The 21259-nt window shown below is 37.8% G+C and carries 21 protein-coding genes; 10 read left to right on the plus strand and 11 right to left on the minus strand.

Going from position 1 to position 21259, the window contains the following annotated elements; genetic code table 11:
• Positions 1-66: 66 nt before the first annotated feature.
• Together J7I90_RS22960 and J7I90_RS27560 are read right to left on the minus strand one after the other, a co-directional pair.
• The gene (locus tag J7I90_RS22960) at positions 67-810 is read right to left on the minus strand and encodes an SDR family NAD(P)-dependent oxidoreductase (RefSeq protein ID WP_214773907.1); all 744 of its coding nucleotides are present in this window, start codon (positions 808-810) and stop codon (positions 67-69) included.
• Positions 811-1007: 197 nt separating this feature from the next.
• A complete protein-coding gene (locus J7I90_RS27560; RefSeq protein ID WP_251025433.1) occupies positions 1008-1196 on the minus strand; it encodes a Rossmann-fold NAD(P)-binding domain-containing protein in 189 nt (62 codons plus the stop codon).
• Positions 1197-1559: 363 nt separating this feature from the next.
• Here J7I90_RS27560 and J7I90_RS22970 point away from each other — a divergent pair, with 363 nt between their 5' ends.
• A complete protein-coding gene (locus J7I90_RS22970) occupies positions 1560-2699 on the plus strand; it encodes a LuxR C-terminal-related transcriptional regulator (protein WP_214773908.1) in 1140 nt (379 codons plus the stop codon).
• 122 nt (positions 2700-2821) lie between these two features.
• Here J7I90_RS22970 and J7I90_RS22975 read toward each other — a convergent pair whose 3' ends face one another.
• Positions 2822-3568 (minus strand): TerC family protein, encoded by a 747-nt coding sequence (locus J7I90_RS22975; protein WP_214773909.1) that lies wholly within the window; start codon positions 3566-3568, stop codon positions 2822-2824.
• A 444-nt stretch (positions 3569-4012) separates the two neighbouring features.
• Between J7I90_RS22975 and J7I90_RS22980 the strand changes: the two genes are divergently transcribed.
• A complete protein-coding gene (locus tag J7I90_RS22980; protein ID WP_048679567.1) occupies positions 4013-4192 on the plus strand; it encodes an H-type small acid-soluble spore protein in 180 nt (59 codons plus the stop codon).
• 259 nt (positions 4193-4451) lie between these two features.
• Here J7I90_RS22980 and J7I90_RS22985 read toward each other — a convergent pair whose 3' ends face one another.
• Positions 4452-5222, minus strand: a complete 771-nt coding sequence (locus J7I90_RS22985) for a GH25 family lysozyme (protein WP_214773910.1) — start codon at positions 5220-5222, stop codon at positions 4452-4454.
• Between the two features lie 684 nt (positions 5223-5906).
• On the opposite strand from J7I90_RS22985, the gene abc-f reads away from it, so the two are divergent.
• Entirely contained in the window at positions 5907-7544 is a 1638-nt protein-coding gene (gene abc-f, locus J7I90_RS22990; RefSeq protein ID WP_214773911.1) for a ribosomal protection-like ABC-F family protein, read from the plus strand.
• A gap of 556 nt (positions 7545-8100) precedes the next feature.
• Positions 8101-8925, plus strand: coding sequence for a DUF2935 domain-containing protein (locus J7I90_RS22995; RefSeq protein ID WP_214773912.1), 825 nt, complete (start codon positions 8101-8103; stop codon positions 8923-8925).
• Positions 8926-9039: 114 nt separating this feature from the next.
• Here J7I90_RS22995 and J7I90_RS23000 read toward each other — a convergent pair whose 3' ends face one another.
• Positions 9040-9375 (minus strand): hypothetical protein, encoded by a 336-nt coding sequence (locus J7I90_RS23000; RefSeq protein ID WP_214773913.1) that lies wholly within the window; start codon positions 9373-9375, stop codon positions 9040-9042.
• Between the two features lie 343 nt (positions 9376-9718).
• Between J7I90_RS23000 and J7I90_RS23005 the strand changes: the two genes are divergently transcribed.
• Positions 9719-10186 (plus strand): DUF2306 domain-containing protein, encoded by a 468-nt coding sequence (locus J7I90_RS23005; protein WP_214773937.1) that lies wholly within the window; start codon positions 9719-9721, stop codon positions 10184-10186.
• Positions 10187-10595: 409 nt separating this feature from the next.
• Positions 10596-10994: a large conductance mechanosensitive channel protein MscL gene (mscL, locus tag J7I90_RS23010; RefSeq protein ID WP_214773914.1), complete on the plus strand. Its 399-nt coding sequence runs from the start codon at positions 10596-10598 to the stop codon at positions 10992-10994.
• 1123 nt (positions 10995-12117) lie between these two features.
• On the opposite strand, the gene J7I90_RS23015 is transcribed toward mscL, so the two are convergent.
• Positions 12118-12414, minus strand: coding sequence for a hypothetical protein (locus tag J7I90_RS23015; RefSeq protein ID WP_214773915.1), 297 nt, complete (start codon positions 12412-12414; stop codon positions 12118-12120).
• A 190-nt stretch (positions 12415-12604) separates the two neighbouring features.
• Here J7I90_RS23015 and J7I90_RS23020 point away from each other — a divergent pair, with 190 nt between their 5' ends.
• The gene (locus J7I90_RS23020) at positions 12605-13111 is read left to right on the plus strand and encodes a DinB family protein (protein WP_214773916.1); all 507 of its coding nucleotides are present in this window, start codon (positions 12605-12607) and stop codon (positions 13109-13111) included.
• A gap of 43 nt (positions 13112-13154) precedes the next feature.
• The gene (locus J7I90_RS23025; RefSeq protein WP_170946962.1) at positions 13155-13325 is read left to right on the plus strand and encodes a hypothetical protein; all 171 of its coding nucleotides are present in this window, start codon (positions 13155-13157) and stop codon (positions 13323-13325) included.
• Positions 13326-13361: 36 nt separating this feature from the next.
• On the opposite strand, the gene J7I90_RS23030 is transcribed toward J7I90_RS23025, so the two are convergent.
• The 5 genes from J7I90_RS23030 to J7I90_RS23050 all read right to left on the minus strand — a co-directional run bounded on the left by J7I90_RS23030 (position 13362) and on the right by J7I90_RS23050 (position 18334).
• Positions 13362-14090, minus strand: coding sequence for a GntR family transcriptional regulator (locus tag J7I90_RS23030; protein WP_214773917.1), 729 nt, complete (start codon positions 14088-14090; stop codon positions 13362-13364).
• A 67-nt stretch (positions 14091-14157) separates the two neighbouring features.
• Positions 14158-14940, minus strand: a complete 783-nt coding sequence (frlD, locus tag J7I90_RS23035) for a fructoselysine 6-kinase (RefSeq protein WP_214773918.1) — start codon at positions 14938-14940, stop codon at positions 14158-14160.
• Positions 14941-14997: 57 nt separating this feature from the next.
• Positions 14998-16011: an SIS domain-containing protein gene (locus J7I90_RS23040; protein ID WP_214773919.1), complete on the minus strand. Its 1014-nt coding sequence runs from the start codon at positions 16009-16011 to the stop codon at positions 14998-15000.
• Positions 16012-16147: 136 nt separating this feature from the next.
• The gene (locus J7I90_RS23045; RefSeq protein ID WP_214773920.1) at positions 16148-17491 is read right to left on the minus strand and encodes an amino acid permease; all 1344 of its coding nucleotides are present in this window, start codon (positions 17489-17491) and stop codon (positions 16148-16150) included.
• A gap of 24 nt (positions 17492-17515) precedes the next feature.
• Entirely contained in the window at positions 17516-18334 is an 819-nt protein-coding gene (locus J7I90_RS23050) for a TIM barrel protein (protein ID WP_214773921.1), read from the minus strand.
• 529 nt (positions 18335-18863) lie between these two features.
• On the opposite strand from J7I90_RS23050, the gene J7I90_RS23055 reads away from it, so the two are divergent.
• Both J7I90_RS23055 and J7I90_RS23060 read left to right on the plus strand, forming a co-directional pair.
• Entirely contained in the window at positions 18864-20354 is a 1491-nt protein-coding gene (locus tag J7I90_RS23055) for a DHA2 family efflux MFS transporter permease subunit (protein ID WP_034313176.1), read from the plus strand.
• 299 nt (positions 20355-20653) lie between these two features.
• On the plus strand, positions 20654-21232 hold the full coding sequence (locus J7I90_RS23060; protein ID WP_214773922.1) for a YitT family protein: 579 nt from the start codon (positions 20654-20656) through the stop codon (positions 21230-21232).
• Positions 21233-21259 lie beyond the last annotated feature (27 nt).

Below are 21259 nucleotides of genomic sequence, written 5' to 3' on the forward strand. Positions count from 1 at the left end.
CCTGTAATTATCACATCAAACGAAATTGACTGATTGATAGAACCAGCTATTAACCCTTACACGTTTTTATACTGCCGTATAACCGCCGTCGACAATTAGGCTAGTGCCAGTAACAAATGATGCATCGTCACTTGCAAGGAAGAGAACGGCTTTAGCCACTTCTTCCGCTCTGCCTAAACGGCCGATTGGATGTAAATCGATCAAACCTTGTCTTATTTCACCTTGTGCTTCGGCAATAAGTGGTGTATCAATATATCCAGGGCAAACGGCATTAACACGGATGCCATCTTTCGCATAAGTCGTACCTAATGTTTGTGTCAATAGTTTGACCCCGCCTTTAGCAGCAGAATAGGCTGTTACCCCCGGTTTCCCTGCATGGCTATGGATGGAGCCTGTATTGACAATGGCGCCTCCAGTAGATTGTTTTTGCATTTGCTCTATCGCATATTTATCGGATAGGAAGACACCCGATAAATTAATATCAATCGTTTTTTGCCATTGCTCGTAGCTTAACTCATGAATGTTTCCGTCTCTGGCAATTCCTGCGTTTGCGAACATGATATCCAGTTTTCCATATTTGTTAACCGTCTCTTCGATCATATTCTTTACGTCATTTTCATTCGTCACGTCCGTTTTAACAAAAAGAGTATCATGCCCTTTTCCATTTAACTCTTCTGACACCGCTTGTCCATGATCAGCAAAATCGGCAATGACCACCTTTGCTCCTTCTTCTGCAAATAATTTAGCCGTACTTGCTCCAATCCCGCTTGCTCCCCCTGTTACGATTGCCACTTTATTTTCTAATCTCATATCTAAACACTCCTTAGTTTTTAGTTTCTAATATCCGCTAGAAAGTTAGGTTTTAGCGAGCAGTCGCTCCGCCGTCTATCACAAATTCAGTTTACCTTTCGTATAGGAAGATTCGTCCGAGGCAATGAAAAGCACTGTATTCGCCACATTATTGACGCTGCCCAGATGTCCCAACGGGAATTCTTTACCCAATTCATCTATTGAACTGCCCGTTTGTTCAAAGGCATAGTCCGCCTATCAAAAGTTTCGATCGTTTCCTTTGCAACCTTTTTCCAATCTTCTTCATTGCTGACATCATGACGGGTGAATACGGCCTCACCGCCGATTGCCCGAATGTCTTTCACAGCTTGATCACCGGATTCCTGGTTGATGTCAGTGATGACCATTTTTGCTCCCTCCGTAGGAAATAACAATGCGTTTCTTTCCCGATTCCGGTACCCCGCCTGTAATGATTTCCACTTTGTTTCCAAGTCTCATCATATTACCAGATCTCCTTTTCTTATTCGTACAGATACCTTGAGCACCTGAAAATCTCCATCCCTAGAGGTTCTCCCTGGACGACCATTCTTATACAAACAAAAAGCTGATGACAATGTTGAAATAAAATGGCCACAAAATAGCTTCATTCTGTGTTCATACATTTATTTTACTCCTTACAATTTGAATTACTATCCTATAAAGTGCTGTATAATAATAGGGTTAGTTTCCCCTTTTTATAGGGTATTTTGTTTTTAGGAGAAGGAATTCACATGGCTCATCCCTTTCATGCACATGAAGAAATAACATTTCAGCAATTCATATTATTCATAAAAAGTCATAACAAAAGGATTGAAGAAAATATCAATATTCATTTGAATCTAGAGCCCTTCATATTAGAACCTGAACGTAAGATGATACAAACATTACTGGAATCATTTTTACGATTTTTATCCGCTCCAAATATCGACGACATAAAAGACACATACGAAGAGCATTTGGATACTTGGCTCCAATCACATTTACCCCTTTTAAAGGATAATCATTTCAGCATGTTCCGATTGATCTTTGAAAAGTCCATCGTTACCTCATTGGGAAACCTGAAACATGCCCAAACCCTTTCCATCCTTATGTTCCTATTATCCATTTTCTCTCATCTCATCCATAGCTATAACAAGTGGACAGGCGACGAACCGGAGCAACACCACAAAACCAAACAAGAGAATGCAGAACTTAAAAGACTGCAGCTACTGGACCAATTAGATGAACTTTTAATTATCTCAGCAGGATTTAAGGATTTTGCTTTTATCCTAAAAAAATGTGAGGATTTCTTTAACTATAAAAGATGTGTTTTTTATGCTTATATTCCTTGGTCCAATCAATTTCACGGCGCCATTGGATCCGAACTGCCAAAAGTTCAGAGTATGAGGGGACACGTCAGCTCCAAGCAATCCATGGTATTCAATTCAAAAAAGCCGGTATTTTTAAAGAATCCCCATATTTACATTAAAGAGGAACATATACAGCTATTTAATCTTTCATCTGTCATTTTTGTACCGATTGTTCATGACCAGCAAGTGTTCGGCTGGCTGACCTTTGATCAATTAGGAGAGGAATTCGATTATTCAATGGATGAAATGACTTTACTAGAACAAGTCGGAAAAAGACTCGGTTTATATTTATCAAGAAAGGATGATGAGGTATCAATTGGTACCGACATACAATTGACGGAACGTGAATCCATGATTTTATATCTGCTGGCTGAGGGCCATAACAATAAAAAAATGGCCGATTTGCTGCAATTAAGCGAGCATACCGTTAGAGATTATGTAAGCAGTTTAATGACAAAGTTTAAAGCTAAAAACCGTACACAGGCAGTCGTTTATGGTTTTCGGTTAGGCCTATTGAAGTAAGAGTGAATTACTGATTTTTTATGATGATGTGTCAATATTACCGATCTATAAAGAACCAAAAAAAGACCGAAAAATCTTTTTCGGTCTTTTGGAAATTTTTATTTATTACAAAAGAATATACTTTATTTACCTTCACTTTTTTCCACCGTTTTTCCAGATAAAAACCATCCGCCTATAGCGATAAGAAGCATGACTGACCAAAAGATTATATTCCAAATCGGTCCTTCAACAAAATCATGAGAGATAATGTGCACGGCTGGATGTGCAAGGGTATGCATTAATAACTTAACCCCTACCCAACCAACGATTAACATGGCTGCCGTTTCGAGGCTAGGCCGATCCGTCAGTACCTTGACGAAGTATCCTGCCGCAAACCGGATGACGATTAAACCTGCAATGGCCCCTAATAAAATAACAATGAACTTTGCCCCATCCATACCTCCTATATCACCCATTGGCGTATCTGGCAAGGCTATCACAAGAGCGACTGCAGCTAAAATGGAATCAATAGCAAAAGCAATATCAGCCAATGCAATTTGCGCAACGGTCATACGGTAGCTTTTCCCTTTTTTTTCTTTGTCACCATGGTCCCTTTTTAGTAAATGCTTTAATGAAATGAAAATTAGGTATGCAGCCCCAATGGCTTGAACTTGCCAAACATGGAAAAGGTACGAAATGATGAAGATTGCACCAATCCTAAATATAAAAGCCAAAAGCAACCCAATATTAATCGCTTTTTTTTGCTGTTCTTTTGGTAAATGCTTTGACATTATGGCTAAAACCAATGCATTATCAGCAGATAATAAACCTTCTAAAAAAATTAGAATAATTAACACCCAGCCATATTCCAATAATAACGATAGTTCCATGATACCCCCCTAAAAGCATGAAAAGAATGCGTATATGACTTCAAACCCAACAACACTTTCTCCTCCAATATTGTCCCATCTTCTCTTCTTCCTTATTCAATCCTTCCGTCCAATCAGCTCTATAATATTCTTTTATGCTAAGACTTCATTCCAATTAGGAAAAGTTAGGATTTACACCTTCGCACTTCGAAAAGCACCAACTCAATTCCTATTCTGCCATTAAATGATATTTCTGTAAAACTTTTTGTGATGTTCCTGGCGTCAGCAATAGTGGGGAGATATTTGTTACAAAAGCATATTCACTTTCATTTAACTCAATATTATTAAGATTAAGAATTCTCATCTTTTCATAAGCTTAATTAAAAAGTTGCAACCTTAATCAAATGAATAAAATCAAGGCTTTTCCTAAATAATAGGAAGACTAATTAACAGGGAGGGATTCATATGGATGCTAAGCGTATAAAGCAAATTCTTTCTTCTTCATCTGACATTGAGGTTAGATATAATGGAACTTCAGTTTGGATTGATAATTTAAATGAAGATGGAAGAACGGCTACAGTACATCTAAGAGGCCCATTAGAGGAAAGATCAGATGTAGCAATAGACGAACTTAAAGAAATATAATATCCATTAAAATAAGCTCCTCTTTAAAAAGAAGAGCCAGTTTGTCTAAAGTAAATTAAGGTTTTGTACAATTTGTACGTTGATCTACTCTCCAGGCATTCGCCTTCCGCGGGCGTTCCAGGAAGCCTCCCCGGCGCCTTCGCGCCTGTGGGGTCTCCCCTGGACTTGCTTTCCCGCAGGAGTCTCACACCCGCTCCCTTCTACTTTGTTTTGACCTTTTGATAGAACCCATACCCCTCGTATTAAAAAGTTCCTTTACTCATTTCAACCTTAATTTTTGACCGATATAAATTTTGTCTGGGTCTTTAATTCCGTTTAGACTGACAAGCAAGTTTACGGTTGTTTTATGTTTTTTTGCAATGAAGCTAAGTGTGTCGCCTTTTGTTACAGTATAAGTTCTGGTTGTTTCAGTTTTCAATGCACGGGGTTCGTCAGTCCTAAAAGTATTTATGGTATTTGTAAAATCCCTATAGGCTATATTCAAATCCACTTTTGTGCTGATCCCACTTACTTGACCTGTATCAGAATGCTGCCAAATGTCCGTGCTGCGCCCCAACGTCGTGTTGTATCTGGCAATCCAAAAAGCGTAGTTCTTCAACCTTGATTCATCTAAAGTATTTTCAAGAAAGTATTTACCAGTATACAGCATAGCCGTGTATCCAGCTTTTTCAATGGCAGCTAAAAAAGCGATTGCGGCATCGGTCAGCGTTTTTTTATTTGCTTTTTTTTTATTTTCCTCAAGATCAAGAACAACAGGGTAATTTAAAGCAAAAGAGCTGATTGAATCTAAAAAATAAGCAGCCTCAGCCTTTGCTTCTGCAACAGTTGCAAACTTTGCATAATGATAGGCCCCGACTTTCAATCCCGCTGCCAATGCTAGTGGTGCATTTTCTTTGAAATAGGATAGCTTAGAATAACTCGTTCCCTCTGTTGCTTTAATGAAAACGAACTTCACGCCTGCCTTTGCAACTTCCCCCCAATTTATAGCACCTTGCCAATGTGAAACATCGATTCCCTTGATATATTCCATATTAAAGTCCTCCTTAAGGAAACAACCCTATGGGGGTAAATGTTTTATGATTTTAACATATCCTTTATAAAAACATCATATAGTGAAAAATGCAGTCCTGTTGCCCACTGCCCCCTTATAATAAGATATTTGATTGAGTTAAAACAATTTTATATCTTTAAATTTGGCTCTTTTCGTAAAGATTGTTGTTTTTATAACGAAACGATTTAAGGTTGATTGGAGCGGAAGTGCGAGACTCCTGCGGGAGCAGCGGGACAGGTGAGACCCCACAGGCGTTTACGCCGAGGAGGCTCTCCCCCCGCCCCGCGGAAAGTGAGCATCTGGAGGGGAAATCAACCACACCTCACTACTTGGTAAATAGCAACAAAGTATGTGAAAACAGCCTTAAATTTAGATTAAAGCAAAGTATTATGCTGTTTCCTTTTGTTTTCAAAGATTATTTTATGCTATACTGATTTTATTAATATCAGAAGGGATGATGGGTGGCCGATGATTAACTAATCTTATTTTTTAAATTTGAAATCGCATATTTCAAATCATACAAAATAGGATTAGTCTGCCCATTTTCTATAAATTTTAGAGCTGTGAAAATAGCTCTTATTTGATAATGCACAGGTACGACTAATCCTTCCATATGAACTGGGAGGATTTTTTTTATTCTCCCTAAAGAGAGGGATGGATTATATGAAAGAACTTTTAAAATTAACCAATATAAGCTATGAAGTATTGGACCAGAACATTTTTGAAAAAGTTAATGCTACAGTTCAACAAGGTGAGATCATCGGTATCATTGGTAAAAATGGTGCCGGAAAATCTACGTTGTTGCAATTAATCAACAATGATTTAGAGCCTGCACATGGACAAATCCAATGGCTGCAGCAAGACGTGAAAGTTTTTATGGTTGAACAAGAAGTCGAGTCCCATTCTTCAGAAGATAAGACGCCCTCAGAAGTTAAATTACTTGATAAAATGCATGTACCAAGCCATGACTTCCCACAATTAAGCGGGGGAGAAAAACTGAAAGCCCGGTTAGCAAAAGGACTTTCTAAAGATGCTGACCTTTTACTATTAGATGAACCGACGAACCACCTTGATGAGGAAAGTTTAGAATTCCTCAAAGGACAAATTAAAAATTATGGAGGTACCATCATTTTTGTTTCGCACGATCGTTACTTTTTGGATGCTGTAGCAACGAAAATTTGGTCGATTGAAGATAAAAAGCTAATTGAGCACAGAGGGAATTATTCCAGTTATATGGAGGTTCGTAAACAGAGAAGACTAACACAACAACGTGAATATGAAAAACAGCAAAAAATGGTTGAACGGATTGAGGGACAAATGAAAGAAATCACTTCTTGGTCAAAAAAAGCCCATTCACAATCGACCAAAAAGGAAGGGATTAAGGAATACTATCGCGTAAAAGCAAAGCGCATGGATGCACAGGTAAAGTCTAAACAAAAGCGTCTTGAAAAAGAGCTTGAAAAAGCAAAAACTGAACCTGTTGAACCTGAATACACTGTAAGCTTTTCAATTAATGCAAAAAACAAGATGGGAAAACGTTTTTTGGAAGTTAAGAATTTAACTAAGTCTTTTAACGGTCGAACACTATTTAAAAACGTCAATTTCACGATTCAACATGGTGAGAAGGTTTCCATAATAGGTCCCAATGGCAGCGGAAAGACGACATTATTAAAAATAATCCTTGGACATGAAACTTATGAAGGCGATGTATGGATTTCACCATCTGTAAAAATAGGCTATTTGACACAGGAAGTGTTTGATTTACCACTTGAACTAACACCTGCCCAGCTATTTCATAAAGAAACTTTCGAGTCTAGAGGGCACGTTCAAACTTTAATGAAGCATTTAGGCTTCACGGTATCCCATTGGACAGAACCGATTAAGAATATGAGTATGGGTGAGCGAGTGAAATGTAAGTTAATGGAATATATATTAGAGGAAAAAGATGTGCTCATTTTGGATGAGCCGACAAATCACCTGGATTTAGCTTCACGGGAACAACTTGAGGATACCTTAGCTCAGTACACCGGAACGCTTCTCGTCGTTTCGCATGATCGATATTTTCTCGAAAAAACGACAAGCAGCAAACTCGTCATTTCAAATAATCGCATACAAAAGCAATTGTATGAATCCCCCTTAAAAAGAGATGATCTGGAAGAACTGCGATTAACGCTTGAAACAGAAAGACAAGAAGTTTTAGGAAAGCTTAGCTTTATGACTCCAAACGATAAAGCGTACACAGAACTCGACCAAAAGTTTAATGAGCTTACGAAAAAAATAAATGAAATTGCTGACAAATGACTATCAACTTTAACTTATTGAAACGGATAAATTAAATGTAGAAACCCTTAGAATGATTTAAGTCTAAGGGTTTTTTAGATAGGCTCTTTTCGTAAAGATTGTTGTTTTTAAACGAAACTATTTAAGGTTGATTGGAGCGGAAGTGCGAGACTCCTGCGGGAGCAGCGGGACAGGTGAGACCCCACAGGCGTTTACGCCGAGGAGGCTCACCGCCCGCCCCGCGGAAAGCGAGCATCTGGAGGGGAAATCAACCACAACTCACTACCTGGTAAATAGCAACAAAGTATGTGAAAACAGCCTTTAGATAAGACTCAAATCGGCCAGGATTTTTGTACACCCCTCAGTTCGAAATCCATTCCCTTCCTTTATACTCGCTTACTTTTCTTCAAGAACATGGATGAATGACGGTGTTTTTCCTACAAGAGAAAACAAAAAACATTGGTTTGAGGTATTAAAAGGATATCGGTAATGATACGATTTGCAATTTGAACAGAATAATAATGCCCCCTCGTTAATATGCTTTTAATGATGGATTTGTTAAAAGGGGGCATTAGTTATGAGTGAGAACATACAGGAAGCCAATATGAGGAATAACTCGGTAATGTTTGTTGCGCGCTCTTTAGATGAGATTCGTTTTTGGTCTAGAATAATGAAGGAACACTCGTTATTTCTAAGACTGGGCTTCAGATGTGAGGATACACAGCTAATTGAGGAAGCTAATCAGTTTTATCATTTGTTTGAACGGATAGAACAGCAATCCCATTCATTAACAAATCAAGCTGATCCCGAACAGATCAGGAGATTTAACTCGGAGGTGCAGCAAGCTGCTACAGGCATATTTTTATTTAAAAGAAAAGTATTGGGATTAATACTAACGTGTAAATTGCCTGGTGCGAACAATTTCCCGCTATTAGTTGACCATACAAGCAGGGAAGCCAATTATTTTAGAAAACGATTAAAAGAATTAAATGAGGGTAAATTGAAACCTCTTGCAGATGCGATCATCAAAGAAAATGTTTTCTTTTTAAGAATCATGGCGGATCATGCAAAATTCATCGGACATCTCCTTGATCCATCGGAAAGAAAGCTGGTGGATATGGCGCGAAACTTCAGTAATGATTTTGATCAATTAGTCTTTCAAGCCGTAGACTTAGAGTCCATGAAACCGCAATCACAAACCGCCCCTCTTCTGGATCAATTTCTAGATCAGAACCGTGTTTCCGTCGTATCACTTCGGGACTTTAAGAAAACGGCCAGGGATTTAATCGAAGAATGCAAAATCAAGAGCATTATCCATCCACTTCTGGCTGATCACGTTTTCCGTGAGGCCGAACGGTTCCTTGAAATTATCGATATGTTTGAATCCCACCTTACAGGTTAACAAATACAATTAATTGAGTTTGACGGATTTAGAAAATTGCAATTATAGGATAAAGAAATTCTAACCTAAAATGGGCCCCTCTCGATATAGAGAAGGGCTTTTATATTTGAAAAGTTAAGATTGGGAGTTCACCATAGCTTTAAGTTTCTCTTTATCAGAAACAGAAATCCAAGGTAATTCCTGATTAACTTCATTAATACCAGGTTGGATAACGCGGCTATTTAAAAGGTCACAAATACAATCATTTATTAATTGGATATCCTGTTCTGATATTTTCCGGTTATATGTAGCAGCTCCTGTTTGTTTGGTTATCCCCCCTATCAAGCCTCTTTGATTTAAAGAACTCCTGATCACTTCTCTGATAGCCTCTATACTAGTCAACGGAAATACATCAAGATGCTTAACAATCATTCTAAAAATATCCTCTCTAGATAAATCCTGTTCACTCAAATAATCCACCCCCATTTGTCAAAATATTCTCCAAATGAAACGTAAAATCCTCCTTTTTCCCTAATAAGGACGATACAGACTTCCCTTTGAGTACCGCACTGACCCTATATTCCTAATATAGAAATTAACACATAAAAACCAGATTAAATAACGATTTTCCGCAACGAACACCGCGCCTGTCCGTTTTGCAAAGGAAGCTTCATTGTATGGAAACTCATCTGCCATAACTGAATTGATTTTTTCTTTGAAAATTAACATTCATATTTTGGTGAATATTTGTATTATAATAAAATAAATATTTAATTTGTTACATTTTGATAAAGATTATTTAACGAAGGGAAGGTTGCTTATCTTTAAGACCATTCTATTCATTCACATTTGCGCTGGAGTAATATGTCTTATTAGTGGAATAGGTGCTATGTCTTCAAAGAAAAGAAGAGGTATGCATACAATTTGTGGTGAAATTTATCACAGTGCATATGTTGTAGTCTTTGTCACATCCCTGACAATGGCAATATTGAATTGGGAAAGCAGCGCATATTTATTTTTCATTGGAATATTTTCATATTCTTTTGCACTTATAGGCTATGTAGCTGGTAAGAAGAAATGGAAAAACTGGATTGCCTCTCATATTAGCGGGATGCTCGGTTCCTATATCGCTATTTGTACAGCAATTCTTGTAGTGAATGTATCCAATATTACTATCTTGAATGAATGGAACCCATTAATTTTTTGGTTTCTTCCAAGCATTATAGGTTCCCCTCTTATATTGTTGGTTGGAAAAAAGTATAAAAAATCCAATTCGATCTAAGTTCAGTACAAATACCTCCTATTAACAAGAATCATTTAACAAATCCCAAAACAAAAAACCCCTCTCAATTAAGAGAAGGGCTTTTAACAATGGAGGAGTACCACTTAGGGGGTAGTACAATAATATAATTATCGCCAAACGAATACATTTATATTCACCCCCTTCCTCAAGTTGGTGAAAACGGTCTTGCGTGACATTGAAAAGTGACGCCATAGTCGTTCCCGTTCTGCCCTTCCAACGTTTTATCTCCTTTGATCGGAGTGTTGTGATTGGCATTATATTAAAGGATTCAAATGATTAAACGGTTGGATGGTCCATCTTTGGTATTAAGGATGCCTCTTACACTATTCAATTTTCACCATGTTTCTGTTATGCTTTTATCAATTGACAAAAGAAAGGTGTAGTTACAATGATAAAGGAATTCAAGGAATTTATTACTAAAGGAAACGTTCTCGATCTTGCAATAGCTGTTGTAATGGGTGCTGCTTTTGGGAAAATCGTTTCATCACTAGTCGAAAATATTATCACACCGCTAATAGAAATTTTATTAGGTGGGGTAAATTTTTCTTCGTTATCTTTCCCAGTTGGAAAAGCAGTTGTTCAATACGGTCAATTTGTCCAAGCAGTGATTGATTTCTTGATCATTTCATTTGCGATTTTCATGTTTATGAAGGTAGCGAATTCTCTTATTAGAAAAAAACAAGAGACCGAGGAAGAGGTATTGGAAGCGGTACCCGCATCCGAGCAATATTTAAAGGAAATCCGTGATCTTTTACAAAAAAATGCACGGCAGGATGAAACATTGTAAGTATATACTGAATCATTGAAAAATACTTGAGAACAAGTTAAACCCCCTCTTAATGGAGAGGGGCTCAGACTATAGACAAACTCGATGAAAATTGAGTTTGTCTATTTTTATGACTTGTATAATTTGGAAGTCGATTGGAACGTAGGGCACTCGCTTTCCGAAGACGGTCGGCCCTCGGCTTTCGCCTGCGGGTATCCCCTAGACGCGCTTTTTCCGCAGGAGTCTCGTACACCCGCTCCAATCAACTTTGTCTTACCTTTTAGATAGAACACTTTTGCCTAGAGTCATTTTTGTTTTAAATTAAAAGTATGAAAACCTGAGGTGTTGATGTTGTTTTCTAAACATGATTCTATTCAGCAAGAGTAGACGGGGTTTTATGCCTCATCCATTCCCCAATTATAGCGCACGCTACTAAATTCCCAATTAAATCCAAATACTCACACCTTTTCATTCATGAAACAAACAATCTATTACCTTCTTAGAATGAATGTAACATACAATTAATTCACCCATTCTCCCATTGAAGCAATTTTTTACCTTTTATTATAAAAATTTCAGAGAAGAAGAATTTCAATTACCCAGAGCGTGGCTTTTTCCACTTATTTAACTACAAGGAAGCTTCCTCCGCTCAATGAAAAGCTCCTTCCCCCCTGCCTAGACTACACCATTTTATTCATTTCAGACTGGGCTAAATCACCAGCGGCTTTCACACGAATAAGGGTTGCATTCCCAGGCATATACGCTAAAGGTACATCTTCTAATTTTCGAGTGATTTTTTATTATGCCTCAAGAAATTCGTCACTGGTCAAACAAATCCTTTGGCAACATCGGCATTAGTATGTACTTTTTGTTGGATCCAGATAGCCTATTCACGTTTTAAAAATCATTTTGTTTTGATTTCCAAAAAAACCAAAAATCTACTGATAAAGGTTGGAAAAATTTGTTCATAAATCTCCTCACTCCTTATATTTTTACATTTATTATTATAAGGAGGAGGATCATTTAGCAAGCTACAGGTTATAAACGGTTCTCTTATTTACACTTATAAACGTTAAGAATTTCGTTGTAATGAAGGAGAAAAATTCAAAAAAGAAATATTCATTTCCCTCCAGAAGGGATGCACTTACATTGTTTCATAGTTTTTTATTTCAAATTCATTTAAGGGCCGATTAATCGACATACTCAATTTTTTAATAAGCTCTTGGTAATCCTTAGTATCATTTGGATCTATACCTTCTCTGACGTTTAGTATCTCGTATCGGTCATACTGTTCTGGAATAAGTTTTCCGTCTACATGGATATAAAGCCTATATTTGATCCTCAGATTCATATTACCATCTCCTTTACTATCAATTCGATATAGGGAGCTCTTTTCCTGCATGAAAAAATGCCTATATGTTATGCTCCACCATCCATTCATTTTATACATCTTAATTATATATATTACATTTGAGGAGCACATATACCGGTAGAATCATCAGAAGGAATTGTTATATAAATTAGAGAACAGCATATTAATGAATATACTGTATTGAATTCATCTGAATACTTTTGTTCTTATTGCATAAATTGTCCAATACGAAAAAACTAGTGTATATGGAGGTTTTTTAATGAATCACCGCGAGCCAGTATTAGAAATGTATAACTACCACGCATGGGCAAATGGAGTCATCATCGATCGGTTAAATGAACTTCCAGAACACATTTACCATAAGGAAATTCAGAGTGGTTTTTCGTCGGTATCAAAAGTGTTGTCTCACATTTATCTCACAGATTACATGTGGTTTGATATTATCTCTGGTATAAGTATGGATAAAGCAATGGCATCTTCTAGTGAATTAAAAAAAGAGGTGGAAAAGAAAAGTATTGAGGAAATGAAAAAAATATTTATAGACTTGTACGAAAGAAACAAAGCACTTCTGAGTACAGAGGATATGGAAAAGGTAATGGTTGTGGATAACCCATATGCTGGGTCGCTTGAAACTACCATTTCCGAATCGGTATTACACGTTGTCACTCACGGATCATATCATCGTGGCAATATAGCTACCATGTTACGGCAAATGGGGCACACTTCCGTTATGCAAGATTTTGGTCTATACCTTTATACAAAATAGAACACCAAACTATATACCATTTCCTGAATAGGGGGATGTATTGATGGATGAACTAGTTGGCTCTTGTGTTCGCTGTGCACATGATGTGTATTGTACGGCTGGTTTTCTGAACGGTATTCTTTTAGATAACAAGAATATCTTATGTTTTAATTGTAAGGATATTTTAAATGCGATGATCAAAGAAGAAAGTTTGGAGGAGGAAAATCAAAACTAGATGTTTAAATAGGTCATGCCAAATTAATGGCATGACCTATTTTGCCCGATGAACAGTCAGATTGACCTTGTTGGTTTCACACATGAACGTTGAGAGGTGAACAGGCTGGTCGTTTGCATCGAAAGCAATCTTCACTATTCTAAATAAATTTGCGCCAATATCGCATTCTAAATATTTAGCAAAGTTTTTTGTAGCACCAATCACGTCTATAATTTTATCGTTACTGACTATTTCGGTATGGTAATCTTCCAATAGGATCTTATAAGTTGATTCATCCCTTGCAATCTTCTTTTCCAAATCCGGAAAACGGAGTAACGAATAATGAGCGGTATCATAGAAAAGCGGACGCTCATCTACATACATGAGTCGCTCAAGTTCGAGAACCGGACTTCCTTCTTCAATGAGGAGATGACCTGCAACATCTTTTGGTGCGGCTATGACCTCACTTCTTAAAATCCGGGAATTCGGTATCTTCCCAAGCTGATGACTAAACTCTGAGAATCCACTTATGGATAACAACTCATTATGAAACTTATTAGAGGTAACAAAGGTACCCCTGCGCGGAATACGTGTCAGTGTTCCTTCCTTCACCAATTCCTCGATTGCTTTCCGTATGGTGATTCGGCTAACGTTATAAGTTTCACAAAGCTCTGCTTCGGTTGGGATCTGTTCATCTGGTTTGTATTTACCGTTCTGAATATCATTCTTCAACATTTGCCTTATTTGCATATATAGTGGCTGGGGGGTTGAAGGATTTAAATTCATATTAAATTCATCCTTATCCGTCAAAATTTATTATTTACTACCTATTATACATGATTTACTGTCCCAGTCACCACGCACCGAAATAGCTTATTGTTTTCGCAGCAGACTCTGTGCCCATTTCTAAGCAATTTTCGATAGATTGACCTTTCAATAATCCATAAATAAAACCGGAAATGAAGGAATCCCCCGCACCCATGGTATCCACCACATTCGCTTCAACGGCACCGCATTGATAAAATTGAATGCCGTCATAGGCAAGTGAACCATTTTCACCTAAAGTGGCGACCGCAATTTTAGATCCTTGATTTTTTACATCATTTAAAAATTGGCGGATAAAAGCATCATCCTTCGTATAAGAGAAAAAAGGATAATCAACAAACTGCGGTAAAGTCTTCACTAAATCGTGATCTAGCTGATCTGAGAAATCAAAAGACGTGAGCATTCCATTTTCTTTAAATATGGAATAATACTTATCCGCATGTCCCCAAATCCCTGAATGTATGAGTTGGTATGTTTGAATGTAATGGAGTTCTTCCGTCGTTAAGCAGAAATGTTTCATGACACCTTCGTCGTATTCTCCAAACCTGCGGTCATTTCCTACCATTTCAACAAAGGTAACAGCTGTTTTTCCTTCTTTCCGCGAAAGATGAGAAATATCAACGCCTTTTTCCTGTATCGCTTTAACCATTTTTTCACTGTAATGATCGGATCCCACCCAGCCGATATATGCAGAGTCAGCACCTAATCCTTTTAAATAGACAGCCACATTTAAAGGATTACCGCCAGGATAGACCTCCCCGCTCTTTTGATAGATATCCATACAGTTATCTCCGACTGTAACCGTTCTCATCATTTTCCCCCGCTTTCTTTAAACTTAAGAGCACTACTAAGTAGTGCTCCACTTATCTTAATATTCCATTTGGCGATAGTATCTTCTAAGTGTTAATGGATGATTTCTTTCACGCTCAAGGTATACGCTGATTCGACTTAATACTGACCAGTTGATGCTAACTGAAAAGTGCTTTCTGAATTCTTCGCTGATGCCTTCCATTTCAAAGCTTTTGGTATCAATAACCGTTATATTTTTTGAGATTTTTTCTACAAATCTCTCTACACGGTCCATCAGCGGTCTAGTTTCATCTTCCCCTTTAAGTAAAATAACACTTGTATCTTCTACAACAAGTTCAAGCGTTCCATGGAAAAACTCTGCAGCGTGGATGGATTTCGCCTGGATCCATTGCATTTCCTCTAAAATGCACATGGCATATGAATAAGTGTTTCCCCATAGGTTACCAGAACCGACCATCATGTGGTAATCCGTGTCTTTATGTGTAATGGCGAATTCCTCTGCTTTTTTGTCAAAAGATTTAACTGCATCTAGAATTGCACGCGGAAGTAGAGAAACCTCCTTCGTGAATTGTTCATATTGTGGGAATTCATCGTTGTTATACATGAAACGGAAGACGACCATGTACAAAAGCATAAAAAAAGTATCAAAAGAGTGCGTTTCAGAACCGGTCGTTATACAGTAATCTGCAATTTGTGTTAACGGAGTATTTGGCTCTGCAACTAAAGCGATTGTAGTCGCCCCATTTTCTTTACAATACTCAGCCGCTGCAACTGTTTCTTGAGTAGTCCCGGATACAGATGTAAAAATGCAGACTGAATCTTTGCTGAAATGCTTATGATTCATCACCATGAACTCAGCAGCAATTTCTGCATGGACATCAATGGTAGAATTTGATTTTAAAATGTATTCATATGGATACATCATGGCGATGGTGCCGCCAGCACCGATAAGGAAAATATTGCTGTAGCCCCTTTTTGTGATTCCATCTACGATTTCTTCAATCTGGCCTCTAAAAGCAAGGCCCTCTTTTTCGACAAGATTAAGAAATAACTCCTCATCAAACTTTAGCATCAACAGCTTCCTCCCTATATCCCTGTTTATTTGTTATGTCTTGTATTATATCTAAACATAATGATTTGTACAATTGTTTTATTTTAAATTTTAACTTGGTTTATCAATAGAAGGACTAACTCCCCTTATCATTCTGCTAAGCCACGATATCGCTGTCGTTATTTCTCTTTGATCCATATTTCTTTTCCCAATAATAGTAAACCGGCAGACCTGTTGCGATGACGATCAGCGCTGCAATCACTCCTTGAATAGGCGCCCAAGTAAATGTTCCCCAAGCCAGCCATGATGCTCCAAGAATAGCTAAAACTGTCGTTAACCTCCACATTGGCATACGATAGATTGGGTTATAATCATCCCTTTTACGGCATTTATAAACAGCGGCAAAGTCCATGATATTAATTACCAATTGAATGAGTGTAAAATAGCCAAGTAACACTGTTAAATTACTGAAGCACACAAGTATACATGCATATGTAACCTGAACGATGATGGAGAAACTAGGAGTTTCATATTTAGGATGAACTCTTGCAAAACGTTGAAAGAATAGTCCGTCCTTTGCCATTGCGTACTCAAGTCGGGGCTGAAACATTATGCAAGAACTCAGCGAACCCAAGATAACAATAATCGCCGTAATGGCCACGAATGATGATGCAATATCCGATAATCCCGGAATATATTTTACAGCTTCAGAAACAGCCGCATTGGAGCTGATTAATTCTTCAAATGGCATCAAACCGATGACACAAACCGCTAACAGCGTATATAAAGCCAACACGATGAATACCGAACTAATAAGAGCTCGTGGAAGTATTTTCCCTGGATTTTTGAACTCCCCAGCCATGAAACAAATCGCAGCCATTCCCGTATATGCCCATGTGGTTGCAGATACACCACCTATTAAACTTGAATTTTGGGCACCAGGTCCTGGAGCATAACCAAAATTATCAGGGTTCATGTACATAATTCCCAGGACAATGACTATCAGGAAAGGAATGATCTTGATACCCGTGATAATGACCTGGATAAGACCTCCTTCTTTCACACTTCGATAATGAATCGATGTGATGAGCAGGATGATCGCAATACCCAATAATTTCCCGGCAACCCCTGAGAAAAATGGGAAAAAGGTTGCTAAATAAGAAACGATCGCTAAAGCCATAATCGATATGGATGGAGGATCCAACGCCCAGAAAGTGGCCCATCCATATAAAAATGCCAAAGGCCTCCACCCAGCTTTATTTAAATAAACGTAACCGCTTCCATTTTGGGGGTATGCTGTCGATAACTCCGCCAGCACCATTACTTGCGGAATGGCAATCACCCCGCCTATTATCCAGGCTAGAATGGAAATGGAAGGAGTACCCGCAGCCCTTGCAACATCACCGGATGAGACGAAAATACCCGACCCTATTGTAGTTCCAACAGCAATAGCCAGAGCAGACCAAAAACCCAGTTTTCGTGTAAGTGTGCCATTACTCATAAAGAGTTCCTCCAAATCAGATGATTAAATTCCCAATTCCCTTGCTTTTTCAATAGATTTCATGATTGCATCGCTTGGATTTTGATAATAATTTGATCCCATAATCTCTAAAGTGCAACTTCCTTTGTAACGATGGCTTTTAAGACTCGTTAAATATTCCCTCCAATTTAAAACACCATCATCTAGTGCCAAATGCGTATCTGATTGACCATCTCCATCGATTAGGTGAAAGTGGCTTAATTCGGGAAGAAAGGAAAAGTAATCATCAGGTGTTTCACCTGCCAGTTGCATGGAAACTGTATCGATCATTCCTTTTAGCGAAGGAGATTGGATTTCCTCTAACATTTTCTTTAGCCCCTTAGAGTCAATTACCAGATTGGATTCATATTTTGTCAATGGCTCTAAAGCAAGAATCAAACCTTCCTTCTCAGCTACTTTGGTTAATTGAAAGATTGAGTCACTTGCATACTTCCATGATTCCTCTTGTGAGACAGAAAAGTCCCCTATTCCAGAAGTGATAAGCATCATGTTTGTGTCTAACTCCAGCGCGGCATAAAGATTCTCCATAAAATATTCCATGCTTTTTTTTCGCCAATGAGCATCCGAGGATGCAATGTTATAAGGATAGATACATTGTTCTGGAGTATAGCAGATGATTTTCATATTTTTAGACTTAATTTCCCTTCTCAAACTCCTTATATTTCCTAATATGTTGCGATAAACATACAAATGTGGCTCCCCACCCCATAATTCAATGCTATTAATCCCAAGGTTGTCCATGCAATCCAAAAAAAAATGAAAAGGGAAATGCCTAAAAGTGATATTCATCCCTGCAATATTCAATTATTTCACCCCCTCATAATGTCTTTTTATTTGTTATGCTTTGTATTATAATTAACTAATACATTGATTGCAATCATTATTTTGAATATTTAAAAAACATCCGTTCTCAAAATACGGAAAAGGCATGATTTTATTGTTCATCACACCTTTTTACTAATTAACTGTTTTTTAGTGAATACGAATGGTAAAATGTTAAAGTATTTATTCCCAGTGCAAAAATCTCTCTATACATGGTAAGTATTATATTGGTGATTATTGTTTGAAATATGATATACCTGTAGAATGGATGTTAACCTGGGGGATTTCCAAGAGATATTGTATCCTGAACTATTATCAAGTGAGTAGTTAATAAAGAATAAACACCTCAAAAAAGCCGTAATTGAGGTGAATCTCCTTAAATGGTGTATTTTATCGGAAAATATAGGTGGGTTTACACTAATGCTTCGTGAGACGAATTAGTTATTAAAACTTTTAAACATAGCAGACAGTACAATTTGTACTATCCTAGCGGAAAGGACGTGCCATAATAATGAATCACGACAAAACAGCCATCACTAAAGTACGTACAGGTCCCATGTTTGCGGTGATGCTGGCTGGTGCTCTAGTCGCTTTCTTAAATCAGACTTTAATCAATATCGCATTGCCTCAATTAATGACTCATTTTGACATATCAGCTGCAACAGCGAATTGGCTTACTACTATCTTCTTATTGGTCAATGGGATTGTCATCCCGATTACCGCTTTCTTAATGGAACGATTCAATACAAGACAATTATATCTAGCTTCGATGGGACTCTTCGCCTTAGGAACTTTTTTATGCGGAATTGCACCCAGCTTCTCCGTCTTATTGATCGGACGTGTGGTTCAAGCAGCAGGTGCGGGGATTTTGTTCCCGTTGATCACAAATGTAATCTTCACTTTATTTCCGCCTAACAGACGCGGTTTCGCAATGGGCATATTTGGTATCGCGATGAATTTTGCCCCAGCTGTAGGACCTACTCTATCAGGCTGGATTATCCAAAACTATTCTTGGCGGGTTCTGTTTTTTATCATTTTCCCATTTGCCCTGCTTGACTTCATCTTTGCCATTTTCATCATTAAAAAAGTAGGGAAAACCAGCCGGCCTAAACTCGACAAACTGGGTGTAATTCTATCCACTATCGGATTCGGCGGGGTTCTATATGGATTTGCTACTGGCGGTACCAAGGGATGGGGCAGTCCCGAAGTACTGACGATGTTCCTTGTTGGAGGAATCAGTTTAGTTTTATTTGTCTGGAGGCAATTTACTGTATCTCATCCTATTTTGGAATTTAGAATTTTTCGGTACCGGATGTTCACTTTAACGACAATCATCAACATCATCGCAACTATGGGTATGTTCTCTGGAATGATCATCATGCCGATCTATATGCAGAATATCCGTGGCTTCACTCCGATGGAATCCGGTCTCATGCTATTGCCTGGCGGGATTTTAATGGGGATCATGTCCCCTATCACAGGTAAGCTGTTTGATCGATTTGGTGCGAGATGGCTTGCGGTGAGCGGACTTGCCATCACTATCATTACAACCTATCTTTTAACGCGGCTTCAAACAGATACGTCCTATTCTTATGTGGTGTGGGTATATACGATTAGAATGTTCGGAATGTCGATACTGATGATGCCTATCTTCACAGCCGGATTAAATGAATTGGCACTTAGCCTAAATAAATACGGCACAGCAATGGTCAATACATTGAGAATGGTGGCAGGTGCTGTTGGCATGGCATTCTTTGTGTCCATCATGACAAACCAAGGAACGAAACATGTTCAGGAAATCTTATCTCAAAGGAACATATCACCGGATAATACATCACAAATGGCGATGGCCATTAAACAAGGCAGCGTAATGGGAGTGGATGATGCATTCATGATAGCAACAGGTTTGACCATAGTTGCATTCATTCTGGCCTTTTATATACGGCAAACTTCACCACAAGAAGATACCATTACAAATCGCCTATCAAAAAAAACATCTTGAATAAAAAAGGCTAAATCCAACCTATTTTCCAAGGTAAAAAAAATTCTTATATTATTAAACTGACTTGCCCCATGAAAACAAGGCAAAAAAAAGAGACTCTTTTAGTGTCTCTTTTTTTTTTGCCCTAATTACATCATGGCCTCAACGAGAAGGCCTTTACTTTGATTAGCTTACTCCCAAGTGAATTAAAAATATCTTATGAAGAACAAATAGCAATCGTAATTTCCAATCAGCTAAGTATATATTTAGATTCCTCTCATATATTTTAAGATAATGATTTGGACAAGGGGAATTTTTTTATGAAAAAGTTTGTTTCGCTGCTTTTTTCAAGTTTTTGCATTGGAGTAGGTCTTAACTTATTTATTATCCCCATTCATCTAATAAATGGCGGGATATTTGGCATAAGTTTATTAATCAAATATGTTTGGGGAATCCAGGTAGGACATACCATGATCATGATCAATATTCCCATATACCTTCTATCTCTTCTATACGATAAGTCTTATTTCTTTAATGCCATCCTTGGGTTAGTTTTCACTTCAACCATTATTGATTGGCTAATACCACTAAACGGTTTGGTTCACCTGCCGATCATAACAAGTGCCATTATCGGTGGAATGACGATTGGGATTGGTGTCGGTTTTATGCTGAGACAACATATTAGCCCCGGTGGAGTGGATTTACTAGCACTATTAATATCTAAAACCACAACAACCAATCCTGGAATTATTATTTTTATCATTGATTCTCTCATAGTAATCGCGGGAATCATTATATTGAAAGACTTAAAGTTAATGTATTCCCTCATCACGATATCCTGTGTCGGGTTCTGCGTCATTATAATCAATTCTTTTAAGACAATAAACTATTTAAGATAAAGTTGTACTTACAAGTGCTCCCTTACG

This window comes from Bacillus sp. ISL-57, from assembly GCF_018613135.1.
In the GTDB taxonomy this organism is placed as follows: domain Bacteria; phylum Bacillota; class Bacilli; order Bacillales; family DSM-1321; genus Peribacillus; species Peribacillus frigoritolerans.